The sequence below is a fragment of the Cellulosimicrobium cellulans genome, from assembly GCF_042723955.1.
Lineage (GTDB): Bacteria > Actinomycetota > Actinomycetes > Actinomycetales > Cellulomonadaceae > Cellulosimicrobium > Cellulosimicrobium cellulans_H.
In genome coordinates, this window is sequence record NZ_JBHXIC010000044.1 from 8,672 (window position 1) to 24,206 (window position 15,535).

Here is a 15,535-nt window from a genome sequence, read left to right on the forward strand (position 1 = left end):
CCTCGGTCTGCGCGCGCCGGAGCTCGCCTCGACTATCGCGGGCGCGGCGCTCGCCGACTCGGCGCGCCAGAGCCGCGTCGTCGACCGCTTCCTCGACGAGCTCGAGGCCGCGGGTCCCGCGGCGGCGAGCGCGGCGGGCACGGCATCCGAGGAGCGCTGATGCGCGGAACGAGCGGCGAGTCCCTGACGCAGGCGCGGGACCGGTTCGAGCCGGTCCTGCGCTCGGCGGGCGAGGGCGCGCTCGCGCTGGGCGAGCAGCTCTTCGCGGTCACCGCGGCGTTCGACGGGTCGGCGCCGCTGCGGCGCTCGCTCGCGGACCCGTCGCGGTCCGGCGCGGACAAGGCGGCCCTCGTGTCCGCCGTCCTCGCGTCGGGCTTCGACGAGCGGGTCGTGGACCTCGTGTCCGGCCTGGTCCGGTCCCGCTGGACCCGCGAGGGCGACCTCGCGGACGCGACCGAGCGCCTGGGCCTGGACGCGGTCCTCGCGTCGGCCGAGGCCCGCGGCGCGCTGGAGAAGGTCGAGGACGAGCTGTTCCGGACCTCGCGCGCGCTCGTCGGGCAGCGCGAGGCGCGGCAGGTCCTCTCCGACGACACGACCGACCCCGAGCGTCGCGCCGCGTTCGTGCACGCGCTGCTCGACGGCAAGGTCGACCGCGTCACCGAGGTGCTCGCGGTCCACGCGACGCGCGCGCTGCGCGGTCGCCGGTTCGTCCCGACGCTGGGGTGGATCGGGGAGATCGCGGCCGAGCGTCGCCAGCGCCTCGTCGCCTCGGTCACGTCGGCCGCGGTGCTCACGCAGGCGCAGCTCGACCGTCTCGCGGGACTGCTCGAACGGGCCTACGGGCGCGCCGTGCAGCTCAACGTGACCGTGGACCCCACGGTGCTCGGCGGGCTGCGCGTCCAGGTGGGTGCCGACGTCGTGGACTCCACCGTGCTCTCCCGGCTCGCCGACGCGCGCCGTCGCCTCGTGAGCTGACGAGCCGACCCTTCCGACCGACGACCGTCCTGCCGGCCACCGGCCGCACAACCGACAAACGTTCGACCGCACCCGAACCACGAGGTGCGGCCACGACAGGAGAAGAGCAATGGCTGAGCTGACGATCCGGCCGGAGGAGATCCGGGCCGCTCTGGACAGCTTCGTGAAGTCCTACGAGCCCGAGGGCGCCGTGTCCGAGGAGGTGGGCCGGGTCACCCTGGCCGCCGACGGCATCGCCCAGGTCGAGGGTCTGCCGGGCGCGATGGCCAACGAGCTGCTGCGCTTCGAGGACGGGACCCTGGGTCTCGCCCTCACCCTCGACGTCCGCGAGATCGGTGTCGTCGTCCTCGGCGAGTTCACCGGCATCGAGGAGGGCCAGGAGGTCCGCCGGACCGGCGAGGTCCTCTCGGTCCCCGTCGGCGACGGGTACCTCGGTCGCGTCGTCGACCCGCTGGGCAACCCGATCGACGGCCTCGGCGAGGTCGCGACGGAGGGCCGCCGCGCCCTCGAGCTCCAGGCGCCCGGCGTCATGGACCGCAAGTCGGTCCACGAGCCGCTCCAGACCGGTCTCAAGGCGATCGACTCGATGATCCCGATCGGCCGCGGCCAGCGCCAGCTGATCATCGGTGACCGCCAGACGGGCAAGACGGCGATCGCGATCGACACGATCATCAACCAGAAGGCCAACTGGGAGTCGGGCGACCCCGAGAAGCAGGTCCGCTGCATCTACGTCGCCATCGGCCAGAAGGGCTCCACGATCGCGTCGGTGCGCGGCGCGCTCGAGGAGGCCGGCGCGCTCGAGTACACGACGATCGTCGCGGCTCCCGCGTCCGACCCGGCGGGCTTCAAGTACCTCGCCCCGTACACCGGCTCGGCCATCGGCCAGCACTGGATGTACGGCGGCAAGCACGTCCTCGTCGTGTTCGACGACCTGTCGAAGCAGGCCGAGGCCTACCGTGCGGTGTCGCTCCTGCTGCGCCGCCCGCCGGGCCGCGAGGCGTACCCCGGTGACGTCTTCTACCTGCACTCCCGCCTGCTCGAGCGTTGCGCGAAGCTCTCGGACGAGCTCGGCGCCGGCTCGATGACGGGCCTGCCGGTCATCGAGACCAAGGGGAACGACGTCTCGGCGTACATCCCGACGAACGTCATCTCCATCACCGACGGCCAGATCTTCCTCCAGTCGGACCTGTTCAACGCCGACCAGCGCCCGGCCGTCGACGTCGGCATCTCGGTGTCCCGCGTCGGTGGTGCCGCGCAGGTCAAGGCGATGAAGCAGGTCTCCGGCACGCTGAAGCTCGAGCTCGCGCAGTTCCGCTCGCTCGAGGCGTTCGCGATGTTCGCGTCCGACCTCGACGCGGCGTCGCGCGGCCAGCTGAAGCGCGGCGCGGCCCTCATGGAGCTGCTCAAGCAGGGCCAGTACTCGCCGTACCCGGTCGAGGACCAGGTCGCGTCGATCTGGGCCGGCACCAAGGGCAAGATCGACGACGTCCCGGTCGAGGACGTGCGTCGCTTCGAGTCCGAGCTGCTCGACCACCTGCGCCGCAACACGGACGTCCTGTCGACGATCGCGGAGACCGGCAAGCTGTCGGACGAGACCGAGGCCCAGCTCTCCTCGGCGGTCGACGCGTTCCGGTCCGGCTTCCTCACGGGTGACGGCACGCCGCTCGTCGGTGGGGACACCGAGGACGAGGCCGAGACGGAGATCGAGCAGGAGCAGATCGTCCGGCAGAAGAGGGCCTGACGATGGCCGGATCCCAGCGCGTCTACAAGCAGCGGATCAAGTCGACGCAGTCGCTCAAGAAGATGTTCCGCGCGCAGGAGCTCATCGCCGCGTCGCGGATCGGCAAGGCGCGCGACCGCACGGCCGCCGCGTCGCCGTACGCCCGGGCGATCACCCGGGCCGTGTCGGCCGTCGCGACCCACACGTCGACGAAGCACCCGCTGACGAGCGAGCGCACGGACACCAACCGCGTGGCGGTGCTCGTCGTCGCCTCCGACCGCGGCATGGCGGGCGCCTACTCGGCGTCGATCATCCGTGAGACGGAGCGCCTCGTCGAGCGTCTCGTGGCCGAGGGCAAGGAGGTCGCGCTCTACGCCGCCGGCCGCCGTGCGATCACGTACTACACCTTCCGTGGGCGCGAGCTCGCCGGGTCGTGGTCGTACGGGTCGGACGCGCCCAACTCCGAGGTCGCGGGCGAGATCGCGGACGCCCTGCTCGGTGCGTTCCTCGCGCCGGCGGCCGAGGGTGGCGTGAGCGAGCTGCACATCGTGTACACGCAGTTCGTCAACATGGTCACGCAGCGCCCGCGCGTCGTGCGGATGCTCCCGCTCGAGGTCGTCGAGGGCGTCGCGCCGGCGGGCAAGCACGACGTGCTCCCGCTGTACGACTTCGAGCCCTCGCCCGAGGCCGTGCTCGACGAGCTGCTCCCGCGCTACGTGCGCAGCCGGATCTTCAGCTGCCTCCTCGAGGCGGCGGCGTCCGAGCTCGCGGCGCGTCAGCGGGCGATGCACACGGCGACGGACAACGCGGAGGACCTCATCCGCAACTACACGCGGCTGGCGAACCAGGCGCGTCAGGCGGACATCACCCAGGAGATCAGCGAGATCGTCTCGGGTGCCGACGCCCTGGCGGCGTCATGACGGGCCGCACGGCCCGCGCGGCCAGCACCATCACCGACATCCTGACCGACACCGCCGGGGACCACTCCGGCACTGCGAAGCGAGGCCAGCAATGACCGCCACCACCGTGGAAGCACAGGTCGAGCACTCCAGCGGTCCCGGCGTGGGCCGGGTCGCTCGTGTGATCGGCCCCGTCGTGGACATCGAGTTCCCCGCGGACGCCATCCCCGACATCTACAACGCGCTGACCGTCGAGATCGACCTCTCGTCGCAGGGCGAGGGCGAGAAGTCGTTCACGCTCACGCTCGAGGTCGCCCAGCACCTGGGTGACTCGCTCGTGCGCGCCATCGCCCTCAAGCCGACGGACGGCCTCGTCCGCGGCGCCCAGGTCACCGACACCGGCGCGCCGATCAGCGTGCCCGTCGGCGACGTCACCAAGGGCAAGGTCTTCAACGTCACGGGTGACGTGCTCAACGGCGCTCCGGGCGAGAAGGTCGAGGTCACCGAGCGCTGGCCGATCCACCGCAAGCCCCCGGCGTTCGACCAGCTCGAGTCGAAGACCACGATGTTCGAGACGGGCATCAAGGTCATCGACCTCCTCACCCCGTACGTCCAGGGTGGGAAGATCGGCCTCTTCGGTGGTGCGGGCGTCGGCAAGACCGTCCTCATCCAGGAGATGATCCAGCGCGTGGCGCAGGACCACGGTGGCGTGTCCGTGTTCGCCGGCGTCGGCGAGCGCACGCGTGAGGGCAACGACCTCATCGTCGAGATGGAGGAGGCCGGCGTCTTCGACAAGACCGCCCTCGTCTTCGGCCAGATGGACGAGCCCCCGGGCACGCGTCTTCGCGTCGCGCTCTCCGCGCTGACCATGGCGGAGTACTTCCGCGACGTGAAGAAGCAGGACGTCCTCCTGTTCATCGACAACATCTTCCGCTTCACGCAGGCGGGCTCCGAGGTGTCGACCCTGCTCGGCCGCATGCCGTCCGCGGTGGGCTACCAGCCGAACCTCGCGGACGAGATGGGTCTGCTCCAGGAGCGCATCACCTCGACGCGTGGTCACTCGATCACGTCGCTCCAGGCGATCTACGTGCCGGCGGACGACTACACCGACCCGGCGCCGGCGACGACGTTCGCGCACCTCGACGCGACGACCGAGCTCTCCCGTGAGATCGCCTCGCGCGGCCTGTACCCCGCGGTGGACCCGCTCGCGTCGACGAGCCGCATCCTCGACCCGCGCTACGTGGGCCAGGAGCACTACGACGTCGCGACGCGCGTGAAGTCGATCCTGCAGCGCAACAAGGAGCTCCAGGACATCATCGCGATCCTCGGTGTGGACGAGCTCTCGGAGGAGGACAAGACGGTCGTCGCGCGTGCGCGCCGCATCCAGCAGTTCCTCTCCCAGAACACCTACATGGCCGAGAAGTTCACGGGCGTCGTCGGCTCGACGGTGCCGCTGAGCGAGACCATCGAGGCGTTCAAGAAGATCGCGGACGGCGAGTTCGACCACGTCGCCGAGCAGGCGTTCTTCAACATCGGAGGCCTCGAGGACCTCGAGCGCAACTGGGCGCGCATCCAGCAGGAGTACGGCGCCTGATCCGACGCACACGCGGGGCCGGGCCGCTCGGCCCGGCCCCGCGGGCGTCGCACCCGGACCCGGACACCACGCCGGGCATGAACCGCCCATGAAGGAGTTCCCGTGGCACAGCTGAACGTCGACCTCGTGGCGGCGGACCGCAAGATCTGGTCGGGCCGCGCGCAGCGGGTCACGGCCCCTGCGGCGGACGGCGAGATCGGCATCCTCGCGGACCACTCGCCCCTGCTCTCCGTGCTGCGCGAGGGCTCGGTGCGCATCGTGGCCGAGGGTGAGACCCTCGACGTGCGCGTCAGCGGAGGGTTCCTCTCCGTCGACTCCAACCAGGTCACGATCGTCGCGGACTCGGTCGAGTCCGTACCGGCCCGCTGACCCTCGCACGACCATGACGCCCCTGGCCTGGCTCGCGATCGGACTGCTCGTCCTCGTCCTTCTCGCGATCGGGCTGGGGGCGTGGCGTCTGCGCGCCCTGTCCCACCGCGTCGGCTCGTTCGAGTGCGGTGCACGGCGTGCGGGCGCGGCCGGTGCGCCCTGGGTCGCGGGCATCGCGCACTACGGCGTCGGCCGTATCGACTGGTGGCGGCTGTGGTCGGTGTCGATCCGCCCCGCCCGGACGTGGTCCCGCTACGACCTCGTCATCGCGGGTCGCGAGCCGTTCGTCGGCGACGGCCCCGACACCTACCTCGTCCGGTGCCGCTACCACGGCCAGGACTTCGAGCTCACGATGTCGCGCGCCGCGTACGAGGGGCTCGCCTCCTGGCTGGAGGCCGCGCCGCCCGGTCGGCGCGACGTCGTCGTCTGAGGCGTCGCCCGTGGGCTGACGCCGCGTCCCGGACCGCCCACCACCGACCCGGAGGACCTGCCTCATGCGTCTCGTCGTCGCCCGCTGCTCCGCCCGCTACACCGGCCGTCTCTCGGCCCACCTGCCGCTCGCGACGCGCGTGCTCATCGTCAAGGCCGACGGGAGCGTGCTGCTGCACTCCGACGGCGGCTCGTACAAGCCCCTCAACTGGATGAGCCCTCCGTGCTCGCTCGCGGTCCGTGAGCCGTCCGAGGAGGCGCGCGAGCGCGGCGTGACCGAGGTCTGGGCCGTGCAGCACGCCAAGAGCGACGACCGCCTCGAGATCGAGCTCCACGACGTCCAGCACGACAGCTCGCACGAGCTGGGCATCGACCCGGGCCTCGTGAAGGACGGCGTCGAGGCGCACCTCCAGGAGATGCTCGCCGCGCAGATCGAGCTCCTCGGCTCGGGGCACACGCTCGTGCGCCGTGAGTACCCGACCGCGATCGGCCCCGTGGACATCCTCGCCAGGGACGCGAGCGGCGCGACCGTCGCCGTCGAGATCAAGCGCCGGGGCGACATCGACGGCGTCGAGCAGCTCACGCGCTACCTCGAGCTGCTCAACCGTGACCCGCTCCTGGCCCCGGTGCGCGGCGTGTTCGCCGCGCAGGAGATCAAGCCGCAGGCGCGCGTGCTCGCGACGGACCGGGGCATCGGCTGCCTCGTGCTCGACTACGACGCGATGCGCGGCGTCGACGACGTGGACTCCCGGCTCTTCTGACGCGCCGGCCCTCTGCCGCGGGAGCCGCCCACCCCCACGAGCAGGCGGTCGTGACCCGTCCTCGCAGCGGGGACGTGCCTCGACCGCCTGCTCGGGCAGTCACGTTCGTGGGACGTGCCGAACGATCAGCAGGTGAGGGCCGCGAACGGTGCCGCGTGCTCGATGACCCGCCCCGCCGCGTCGGTCACCCGGACGGACGCCGTGCCCGCCGCGAGCGACGCGGCGCGCGCGGAGAACGACTGGTAGGCGTGGGCGCCCGGGGCGACGCCCGTGACCGTGCGCGACCCGAACGGCGTCACGAGCTCGACGTCCAACGGGTCGCCCGCTCCGGCGCCGCCCGTCCCGACGTACGACGCCCGGACCGCGACGTACGCCGTGCCGGCGAGGCACCGCGGCACCGCGGTGACGTCGACCTGGGGCGCGGGCACGTCGGTGGAGCGGGAGCGCACCTCGAACGACGCGACGCTCACCGTGCCGCGGTCGGCCCGGAAGCCGATCGTCGGCAGGAGCCCGGCGAGCACGTCCGGGTCGGACGTGTCGAGCGCGCCGCCGGTCGTCGTGCCGCCGTACCAGGTCCACTCGCCGTCCTCCTCGGCGAACACGTCGACGCGCGCGCCGTTCACCTGGAGGGCGATCCGGTCGCCGGGGCCGTAGCCCCGCAGGCCGAAGTAGGGTGACGACCCGTCCGTGCCCCCGACGTAGTCGAGGCCCGAGGCGACGTTCGCGTGGTTGAACCACGCGAGCGCGTAGGTGCGGTCCGCCGCGGCGAGGCCGAGGAACACCGAGTCCTCCTGCGTGCCGGCGCCGGAGAACGCGCCGATCTCCGCGACCAGCACGGACGACCGCGTCGCGCGGGCCGCGCGGTGCCCGTACAGCCCCCAGTAGCGCGCGTCGCCGGAGGCGGCAAGCACCCCGTCCCCGGCCGCGACGGTGGGCAGCGCCTCGCCGGAGGGACGCAGCGTCGTCCAGTCCGCGGTCGTGTCGGCGTCGAAGTCGTCGTGCAGCACGACGTCGTCGTACCAGGAGGGGTCGAACGTGAGCCGGGCGGTCGTCGTCGCGCGCGCCTCCTCGGCGCTCCCCGCGTCGCCCCAGCGCGCGACGGCGCCGATCCGCGCCTCGCTGCCAGGGACGGCGTCGGGCCCGGGCGTGACGTCCCACGAACGGGTCGCGCGGTCCCACGGCCCGAGGTCGAGCGGGCCCGCCTCGCCCACGGCGACGGCCGTCCAGCCGGCCGGGAGGTCGGGTGCGACCTCGGCGCCGGTGACGGCGTCGTCGCGCGTCGAGATCGTGACGTCGACGCGCGAGGCGCGCCCGACTGCGGGCTCCGCGGCCTCGACGCGTGCCGAGACGGCGCGGGACAGGGGACTCCAGGACTCGAGCTCGGTCACGCCGACGGACTTCCCGGGCGCGGCGTCGAACGTGATGCGGTAGCTCGTCGTCTCGAGCGGCGGGAACGTGATGCGGTTCAGGCCGTTGCCGACGGGCTGCACGGGCACGCGCGTCTGGTCGGGGACGACCTGCCAGGCCGCGCCGTCCCAGTACTCGAGCTCGTAGCCGACGGCGGGCTGGACGGCGTCGGCGTCCTGGTAACCGTGGAAGCGGACGTCGCCGATCGTCGTCGGTCCGGCGAACTCGACTCCGAGCCAGTCGCGCGCGTGGGGTGAGGAGTAGTTGGACCAGCGCGTGTTCTGCGGCACCTCGTCGTACCAGACCTTGCCGTCGAGGACCCGCCACGCGTCGTCGTAGCGCCACGTGTACGACGCGACGGGTCGCGGGTAGGCGTTCTTGAGCGGGTTCGCCGACGTGTTGACCGCGTGGGGGAGACGCTGCGGGTCGCCGCTCGGCACCGGTACCTCGAGCGGGTCGGCGCCCTCGGCGAGCGCGTCGGCGTCGGCGTGCAGCACCTGCTCTCCGTCGACGTAGACGCGCAGGCCCGCGCCCGCCCCGTAGCGCGAGCCGTCGCGGTCGAACAGGACCGTGACGTTGCGCCCGTGGTAGGGCACGTTCTCCGCGGCGAACCAGTCCCAGGCGGCGGGCACGAGCGGGTCGAGCACGAGCGAGTCGTCGGACTGCGGCTGGAGGCCGAGGAGGTCCTGGAGCACGAGGTCCACGTAGCTGGAGTGCAGGTAGTCCTCGGAGTGGTTGTTCCCGTCGTAGATCCAGCGGTCCTCGTCGGGGTGGTGCGCCTCGGCGACGTACGGCTCGCCGTCGCGGAACTGGGTGCGGACGTAGGTGTCGAACAGGTCGAGGTAGTCCGCGCGCGTGAGGTCGCCCGCGGCGTCGTCGCGCAGCGCCGTCGCGACGCCGTCGAGCGTGAGCGACGTCGAGAACGGCCACGACGGCCCGTCCCACTTGCAGCAGCCCTGGTCGGACGAGCGCCAGAAGTCGGGGGAGCGGCGCTCGGTCACCGTCGGGCCGTACGGTGCCGCGAACCCCTGCGGGTCGAGGAGCTGGTCGAGGGCGGCGGCCTGCTCGGGCGTGGCGAGGCCGAACTTCCACGGGACGAACCCGACGTCGAGCCGGTCGCGCAGCCGCTCGTGGTCGGGGTTCTCCCAGTCCACGACGTCGTAGAAGAAGTCGCGCTCGTCGTCCCAGAGGTAGGCGTCCACGGCCTCGCGCAGCGCGGCGGCGCGGTCGCGGTACTCCGTCGCGGTCGCCTCGTCGCCGTCGAGCGTCGCGACCTCGGCGAGCGCGAGCATGTCGCCGTAGAGGTAGGCGTTGATCGACGGCCGGAACGTGTGGCGGCCCGCGTAGTCGCGGTCGGTCACGTACGACGCGGGCGAGCTCTCCTTGGCGTCGTACTCGGGCGTCTGCCAGTAGAGCCCGAGGTCGGCGTCGAACTGGTTCGCCCAGTCCTCGACGAAGGTCTCGAGCTCGGGCTGGAGCGAGCGCAGGCGGTCGAGGTTCCCGGTGACCTTCGCGCGCTCGACGATCGCGGTGACCGCCCAGAACGAGTACTGGTGCGCCCAGTCGGCGGCCTCGGGGTTCTGCGCGGGCTCGATCTGGCCGGGGCCGGTGAGCCAGTAGTCCTCGTAGTCGTCGAGGTAGCGCTGGTCGCGCAGCCAGCGGCCCTCGGCGAGCTGGTGGCCCGCCGCGGCGTTGATCGCCTGGTAGGGCGCGGCGTAGCCGCAGCAGTCGAGGAACTCCGTGAGCACCCAGCCCGTGCCGGGCTCGGTGTAGCGCAGGTGCTCCTTGAGCACGCGCCAGCGGTAGTAGTAGACCGCCTCGGCGTCCGCGTCGGGGAGGTCCACGACCGGGACGTTGGCCGCGTACCAGCCGGGGTCGGCGTAGCCGTCGAGCTTCTCGCGGACGTCGACGAACGAGGTCCCCGGCCCGACCTCGGGCCGGTCGAGGGGCGTCGTCGGTTCGACGGTCGTGGCGACCCGGGCCGGGGCCGGGCCAGCCGTAGAAGTCGGCGGAGCCGCGACCGCGGGCGCCGCGAGAGCGAGAGACAGGAGGCCGGAGGCGAGCGCCAGGGCGCCCGTCGAGCGTGGTCGTCGCATGCGTGTCCTTCGTCGTCGAAGAGCGGGGTCCACGTGGCCAGGGCACGGGGACGTGACTGCGCTGTCGCGCCACAGATTCCCACAAGAGCAAACAGAAAACAACAGGCGTGGCCCGCGACCTCCCTCGGGCAGCCCTGTCGGACTGATCGCATGGTAGTTTTTGAACATGTTCAAAATCAGTGCCGTCGCATGAGCGCGACGCCCAAGTCCGAGCGCACGCGCGCGCACCTGCGTGACGTCGCGGTCCGGATGCTGCGCGACGTCGGGTACGAGCGGACGACCATGCGCGCGGTGGCGGCCGAGGCCGGCGTGAGCACGGGGAACGCGTACTACCACTTCCCGTCCAAGGACGCGCTCGTCCAGGAGCTCTACCTCGAGGTGCAGCGCGAGCACGCCGAGCGCGCGGCGCCCGTGCTCGCCGCGGGCGGCTCGCTCGCGGACCGGCTGCGCGGCGTCTGGGGTGCGTCGGTCGACGCGTTCGCCCCCTTCCACGCGTTCGGCGGCGAGTTCGTCTCGGTCGCGATCCGCCCCGGCTCGGACGCGAGCCCCTTCTCCGCGGCCTCCACCGCGTCGCGCGACCTCTCCCGTGCCCTCTTCGACGACGTCGTCGCCGGGACGTCGACGCGCGTCCCCGCGCACCTGCGCGCCCAGCTGCCCGAGCTGCTGTGGCTCGCCCAGCTCGGCATCACGCTCTACTGGGTCCACGACACCTCGCCCGGGTTCGCGCGCACCCGCCTGCTCGTCGACGGCGGGGCGGCGCTCGCCGGCAGCCTCGTCCGGCTTGCCCGGCTGCCCGTCGCGCGCGGCGTGGTCGACGACGTCCTGCGCCTCGTGCGCGCGGTCCACCCCGCGACGGCGGCGTCGGACGAGGGCCCGCGCGAGCGCGAGGCAGCAGCTCGGGGGGACGCGTGAGCCCCGCGGGCGCGGCCCTCGTCTCGGGGCTCGTGGTCCTCGGCATGGTCGTGGTCCTGCCGCTCGGCCTCCGCCTCCTCGGGTCCGACGTCGTCCCCGCGCCGCGCCGCGCCGCGTGGCCCCTCGCCGGGCTCGCCGGGGCGGCGAGCCTCGTCGTCCCGCGCGGTACGGCCTCCGCCCTCCTCGCGCTCGTCTTCGCCGTGGCGACCGCGGTGCTCGCCCTCGCCGGCGCACGTCTGGCTGTGCGCACGGTGCGCGATGTCCGCGCCGGACCGGTCGGCGCGGCGGTCCTCGCCGCGCGCGCGGCGACCGTGACCGCGCTGGTCGCGCCGGCCGTGGGCGCGAGCGCGCTGGTCGCCGAGCGCGCCGGGTGGGGGCTCCTCGGGTTCTCCGGGACGTACCTCGCGCTCACGGTCCCGCACATGCTCTACGCCGGGTTCGGCGCGGCACTGATCGCGGGCACGGTCGCGCGCCTCGCCGCCACCGACGGGCTCGCGGTCGCCGGAGCGTGGGGCGTGCCGCTCGGGACGGTGCTCGTGCTGGTCGGCTACTTCGTCGGCGACGTCGCCGAGCTCGTCGGGGCGGGAGTGCTCACGCTCGCGCTGTGGGCGACGGCGGTCGCGGCGGTCCGGTCGCTCGCGCACCCGACCGGCACCCCGTACCCGCACGGTGCCCCCTCCGTCCACGGCCGGGCCACGGTCGACCCCGGGAGCCCGGGGAGCAGCGCGGGCTCCCGCGCGCTGGTCGGGACGGGCGCCGTCGTCGTCGGGCTGTCGATGCTGCTCGCGCTCTGGTGGGCGGGGGGCGAGGCGCTCGGGTTCGCGCACCCGAGCCTCGACGCCATGGCCGCGACGCACGGCGTCGCGAACGCGCTCGGGTTCGTGCTCTGCACCCTCCTCGGGCTGCGGGTCCTCGCGGACCGGCCGGCAGCCTCGGGCGAGGCGGGGGACGCGGGGCCGGACGGCGCAGGACAGCACATGAGACGCGGGCCCGGACGGGCCCGGGAAGGGAGTGCGGCATGACGTTCACGTACCCGGAGGTCGGCGCGACCCGGACGGACACCTGGCCTGCGGGATATCGCCACCTGCACGTGCGCCGTCGGCTCACCGACCGGCCCAGCACGCCCGACGACCTCGCGTGGCTCGGCGAGCAGCTCCTCACGTGGCGCGTGCACGCGGCCGCGCGCGTGCGCCTCGAGACCGACGCCCCGGTCGCGGCGGCGGGGGCTCGCGTCACGACCCTGCTCGGCGTCGGGCGCCTGCGGCTGCACGAGCCGTGCGAGGTCGTGTGGGTCGAGCGGTCCGCGCACCGTGTCGCGTTCGCGTACGGCACCCTCCCCGGGCACGCGTTCGTGGGGGAGGAGCGCTTCGCGGTCGAACGCGACGACGCGGGCGACCTGTGGTGGAGCATCGACGTGTTCAGCCGTCCGGTGCTGTGGTGGGTGCGCCCGTTCGCGTTCGCCGTGCCGACGTTCCAGCGGCTCTTCGCCCTGCACCTCGGCCGCGGCGCGAAGCGGCTGCTCGCGTCGCACGACCGCTGACGTCTCGCCTCCCGGCCCCCGCGCGTCCACGGTCGCACGAGTTTGCACGCCGGGTGTACGAAGTGCGCCAGAATGAGCCCATGACCGACGCCGCCAGCCCTCGTCCCGACCAGCAGCCCGGTACCGCGCGAGTCCTCGTGGGCCGCGTCGTCACCCCGACGGCAGTGCTCGACGACGGTGTCGTGGCCGTGCAGGACGGGCGCGTGGCGTGGGTGGGCGCCCGGGCGGACGCCGCCGCCGCCGGGTACGCCGACGTGCCGGCCGGCGACGGGGCGACGCTGCTCCCCGGCCTCGTCGACGTCCACGACCACGGCGGCGGCGGGGCGAGCTTCCCCGACGCGGCGACCCTGGACGAGGCGCGCGTCGCCGCGCGCGAGCACCTGCGCCACGGCACGACGAGCCTCGTCGCCTCGCTCGTCACCGCCCCGCGCGACGTGCTGCTCGCGCGGACGGCGAACCTTGCGGACCTCGCCGACGCGGGCGAGGTCGTCGGCATCCACCTCGAGGGGCCGTTCCTCTCCGAGGTGCGGTGCGGCGCGCAGAACCCGCACGACATGCTCGAGGGCGACCCGGAGCTCGTGCGCGCGATCGCGGCCGCGGCGCGCGGCTACCTGCGGACCATGACCGTCGCGCCCGAGGTGCCGGGCGTCGTCGGCACCGGGGGAGTGATCGAGACCCTCGTCGAGGTCGGGGCGCTCCCGTCGATCGGGCACACCGACGCGAGCACCGAGCAGACCGAGGCGGCGATCGCGGCAGGCGTCGCGGCGCTTGCGGCGGCCGGTCGGCCCGGCGCGCGCATGACCGCGACGCACCTGTTCAACGGCATGCGGCCCCTGCACCACCGTGAGCCCGGCCCGATCGCGGCGTGCCTCGCGGCGGCCGCGCGCGGCGAGCTGGTCGTCGAGCTCGTGGCCGACGGCACGCACCTCGCGCACGGCACGATCCGCAGCGTCGTCGAGCTCGTAGGGTCGCACGTCGGTGCCGACGGCGCCGTCGCCGGGCCGGACGCCGTCGCGCTCGTCACCGACGCGATGGCCGCGGCGGGCATGGCCGACGGCGCGTACGAGCTCGGGCCGATGCGCGTCACCGTCGCGCACGGCGTCGCGCGGCTGACCGAGGGTGGCGCGATCGCGGGCGGCACGTACCACCTGCTCGACGTCGTGCGCGAGACGGTCGAGGCCGGCGTGCCGCTGGTGGACGCCGTCCGTGCCGCGTCGTGGACCCCGGCGGCCGTGCTCGGCCTCGACGACCGTGGCGGCCTCGTCGCGGGCCGCCGCGCCGACGTCGTCGTCACGGAAGCCGACCTGCGCGTGCGCGAGGTCCTGCGCGCGGGCGACCCGGTCGACCTCACGTCCTGACGCCCCGCGCCGTCGCGCCGCCGACTGCACCACCGAACCCGGGGTCGCTCCTCACCCAGCCCGTCCCGTGAGGAGCGATCCCTGTTTCGTCCGTCGGGGAGCGCGGCGAGCCCGGGGTTGCGGGCGGCCTGCGGGTCGATCCCACCGATATGCCCGGGTTCGGCGCTTCGCAGGGCTGGCGGATCGTCTCCCCGCATCGGCGCAGGTCGGCATCGGTGCCGCCAACCGGAGAGCGCGTTCTCGCTCCACGGGCTTGACTCTCGTCTTTTGTTCATCCAATACTCGTAACAGCGAAGCGCTTCGACGACGCGTTTCGACGAAGCGCTTCGACGGACGAGGCGACGGACCGGACCACAGGGGAGTGGTGACGATGGCGACGATGCAGGACGTGGCGCGACGCGCGCAGGTCTCGTTGAGCACGGTCTCCTACGCGCTGTCCGGGACCCGTCCCGTCTCCGACGCCACGCGACGTCGCATCGAGGACGCGATGGCCGACCTCGGCTACCAGCCCAACGCGATGGCCCGCGGGCTCGCGTCGCGCCGCAGCCACGTGCTCGCCCTCATCTACCCGGCGATGGAGAAGGGCCTCGGCGGCACGGTCGCCGAGTTCGTCTCGTCCGCCGCGGAGACGGCGCGCGAGAACGGCTACCACCTCGTCCTGTGGCCCTTCCGCACGACCCAGGCCCCGGAGGTCCGCGACCTCGTGCGGCAGGGGATGGCGGACGGCGTCCTGCTCATGGAGGTCGCGCTCGACGACGACCGCGTCGACGTGCTCGACGAGGCCGAGGTGCCGTACACGATGATCGGCCGGACGCGCGACGTCACGGACCGGCCGTCCGTGGACATCGACTTCGAGCGCACCACGGACGACGCGGTCCAGCACCTCGTCGACCTCGGGCACCGGCACGTCGCCCTCGTGAACCACTCGCAGGCGACGGCCGACGACGGTTACGCGCCGACGTTCCGTGCCGAGGAGGGCTTCGAGGCGGCCATGCGTCGCCGCGGGCTCGAGCCGATCGCGCTGCGCGTCGACGAGTCCCCGCGCGCGGGCCGCGACGCCGTCGCGACGCTGCTCGAGCAGGAGCCCCGCCTGACGGCGTTCGTCACCATGAACGAGATCGCGACGTTCGGCGTCGTCGCCGAGCTGCAGCAGCGCGGCGTCGCGATCCCCACCGACATGTCGATCCTGTCGATCGTCACGTCGCCCGGCGTCGGGGAGATGAGCAACCCGCCGCTGACCACCATGCACGCGCCCGGGGCCGAGCTCGGCCGCCTGGGCGTGCAGAAGCTGCTGTCCCTCGTGGACGGCTCCCGTCCGAGCACGCCGAACGTGCTCATCCCGTGCGTCCTCGAACCCGGCAGCAGCGTCGCCCCCGCGGCCGGCCGGTCCCCGGACGACGACGACCGCGAGCCCGAGGCTCGCTGAACCGACCGGCCGGGCCCAGGCCCGGTCACCCTCCGGCTCCAGCGCCGGA

General features: G+C 73.4%; 13 protein-coding genes. 12 read left to right on the top strand and 1 reads right to left on the bottom strand.

Annotated elements, in window-relative coordinates:
* Positions 1-159 precede the first annotated feature (159 nt).
* The 7 genes from ACFWH7_RS13030 to nucS all read left to right on the top strand — a co-directional run bounded on the left by ACFWH7_RS13030 (position 160) and on the right by nucS (position 6,747).
* Complete coding sequence (locus tag ACFWH7_RS13030; RefSeq protein WP_378216934.1) at positions 160-975, top strand: F0F1 ATP synthase subunit delta; 816 nt, start codon at positions 160-162, stop codon at positions 973-975.
* A 109-nt stretch (positions 976-1,084) separates the two neighbouring features.
* A complete protein-coding gene (gene atpA, locus ACFWH7_RS13035) occupies positions 1,085-2,716 on the top strand; it encodes a F0F1 ATP synthase subunit alpha (RefSeq protein WP_378216935.1) in 1,632 nt (543 codons plus the stop codon).
* A 2-nt stretch (positions 2,717-2,718) separates the two neighbouring features.
* The gene (locus ACFWH7_RS13040; RefSeq protein ID WP_378216936.1) at positions 2,719-3,615 is read left to right on the top strand and encodes a F0F1 ATP synthase subunit gamma; all 897 of its coding nucleotides are present in this window, start codon (positions 2,719-2,721) and stop codon (positions 3,613-3,615) included.
* A gap of 91 nt (positions 3,616-3,706) precedes the next feature.
* Positions 3,707-5,188: a F0F1 ATP synthase subunit beta gene (gene atpD, locus ACFWH7_RS13045; protein ID WP_378216937.1), complete on the top strand. Its 1,482-nt coding sequence runs from the start codon at positions 3,707-3,709 to the stop codon at positions 5,186-5,188.
* Between the two features lie 102 nt (positions 5,189-5,290).
* Positions 5,291-5,557 (top strand): F0F1 ATP synthase subunit epsilon, encoded by a 267-nt coding sequence (locus ACFWH7_RS13050; protein ID WP_047232903.1) that lies wholly within the window; start codon positions 5,291-5,293, stop codon positions 5,555-5,557.
* Positions 5,558-5,570: 13 nt separating this feature from the next.
* Positions 5,571-5,987: a DUF2550 domain-containing protein gene (locus tag ACFWH7_RS13055; protein WP_047232904.1), complete on the top strand. Its 417-nt coding sequence runs from the start codon at positions 5,571-5,573 to the stop codon at positions 5,985-5,987.
* A 64-nt stretch (positions 5,988-6,051) separates the two neighbouring features.
* Entirely contained in the window at positions 6,052-6,747 is a 696-nt protein-coding gene (nucS, locus tag ACFWH7_RS13060; protein WP_378216938.1) for an endonuclease NucS, read from the top strand.
* Between the two features lie 125 nt (positions 6,748-6,872).
* Here the strand turns inward: nucS and ACFWH7_RS13065 are convergent, their stop codons facing one another.
* Positions 6,873-10,250 carry an MGH1-like glycoside hydrolase domain-containing protein gene (locus ACFWH7_RS13065; protein ID WP_378216939.1) on the bottom strand — a complete coding sequence of 1,126 codons (3,378 nt, stop codon included), beginning with the start codon at positions 10,248-10,250 and terminating at the stop codon, positions 6,873-6,875.
* Positions 10,251-10,439: 189 nt separating this feature from the next.
* Between ACFWH7_RS13065 and ACFWH7_RS13070 the strand changes: the two genes are divergently transcribed.
* The 5 genes from ACFWH7_RS13070 (at position 10,440) to ACFWH7_RS13090 (ending at position 15,486) form a co-directional block, all read left to right on the top strand.
* Positions 10,440-11,162 carry a TetR/AcrR family transcriptional regulator gene (locus ACFWH7_RS13070; protein ID WP_378216940.1) on the top strand — a complete coding sequence of 241 codons (723 nt, stop codon included), beginning with the start codon at positions 10,440-10,442 and terminating at the stop codon, positions 11,160-11,162.
* Positions 11,159-12,184, top strand: a complete 1,026-nt coding sequence (locus tag ACFWH7_RS13075; RefSeq protein ID WP_378216941.1) for a YndJ family protein — start codon at positions 11,159-11,161, stop codon at positions 12,182-12,184. The genes ACFWH7_RS13070 and ACFWH7_RS13075 overlap by 4 nt, the downstream gene beginning before the upstream one ends.
* Complete coding sequence (locus ACFWH7_RS13080) at positions 12,181-12,702, top strand: DUF1990 family protein (RefSeq protein ID WP_378216942.1); 522 nt, start codon at positions 12,181-12,183, stop codon at positions 12,700-12,702. The genes ACFWH7_RS13075 and ACFWH7_RS13080 overlap by 4 nt, the downstream gene beginning before the upstream one ends.
* Positions 12,703-12,782: 80 nt before the next feature.
* The gene (locus ACFWH7_RS13085; RefSeq protein ID WP_378216943.1) at positions 12,783-14,060 is read left to right on the top strand and encodes an N-acetylglucosamine-6-phosphate deacetylase; all 1,278 of its coding nucleotides are present in this window, start codon (positions 12,783-12,785) and stop codon (positions 14,058-14,060) included.
* Between the two features lie 370 nt (positions 14,061-14,430).
* Entirely contained in the window at positions 14,431-15,486 is a 1,056-nt protein-coding gene (locus tag ACFWH7_RS13090) for a LacI family DNA-binding transcriptional regulator (protein WP_378216944.1), read from the top strand.
* The last annotated feature ends 49 nt before the right edge of the window (positions 15,487-15,535 follow it).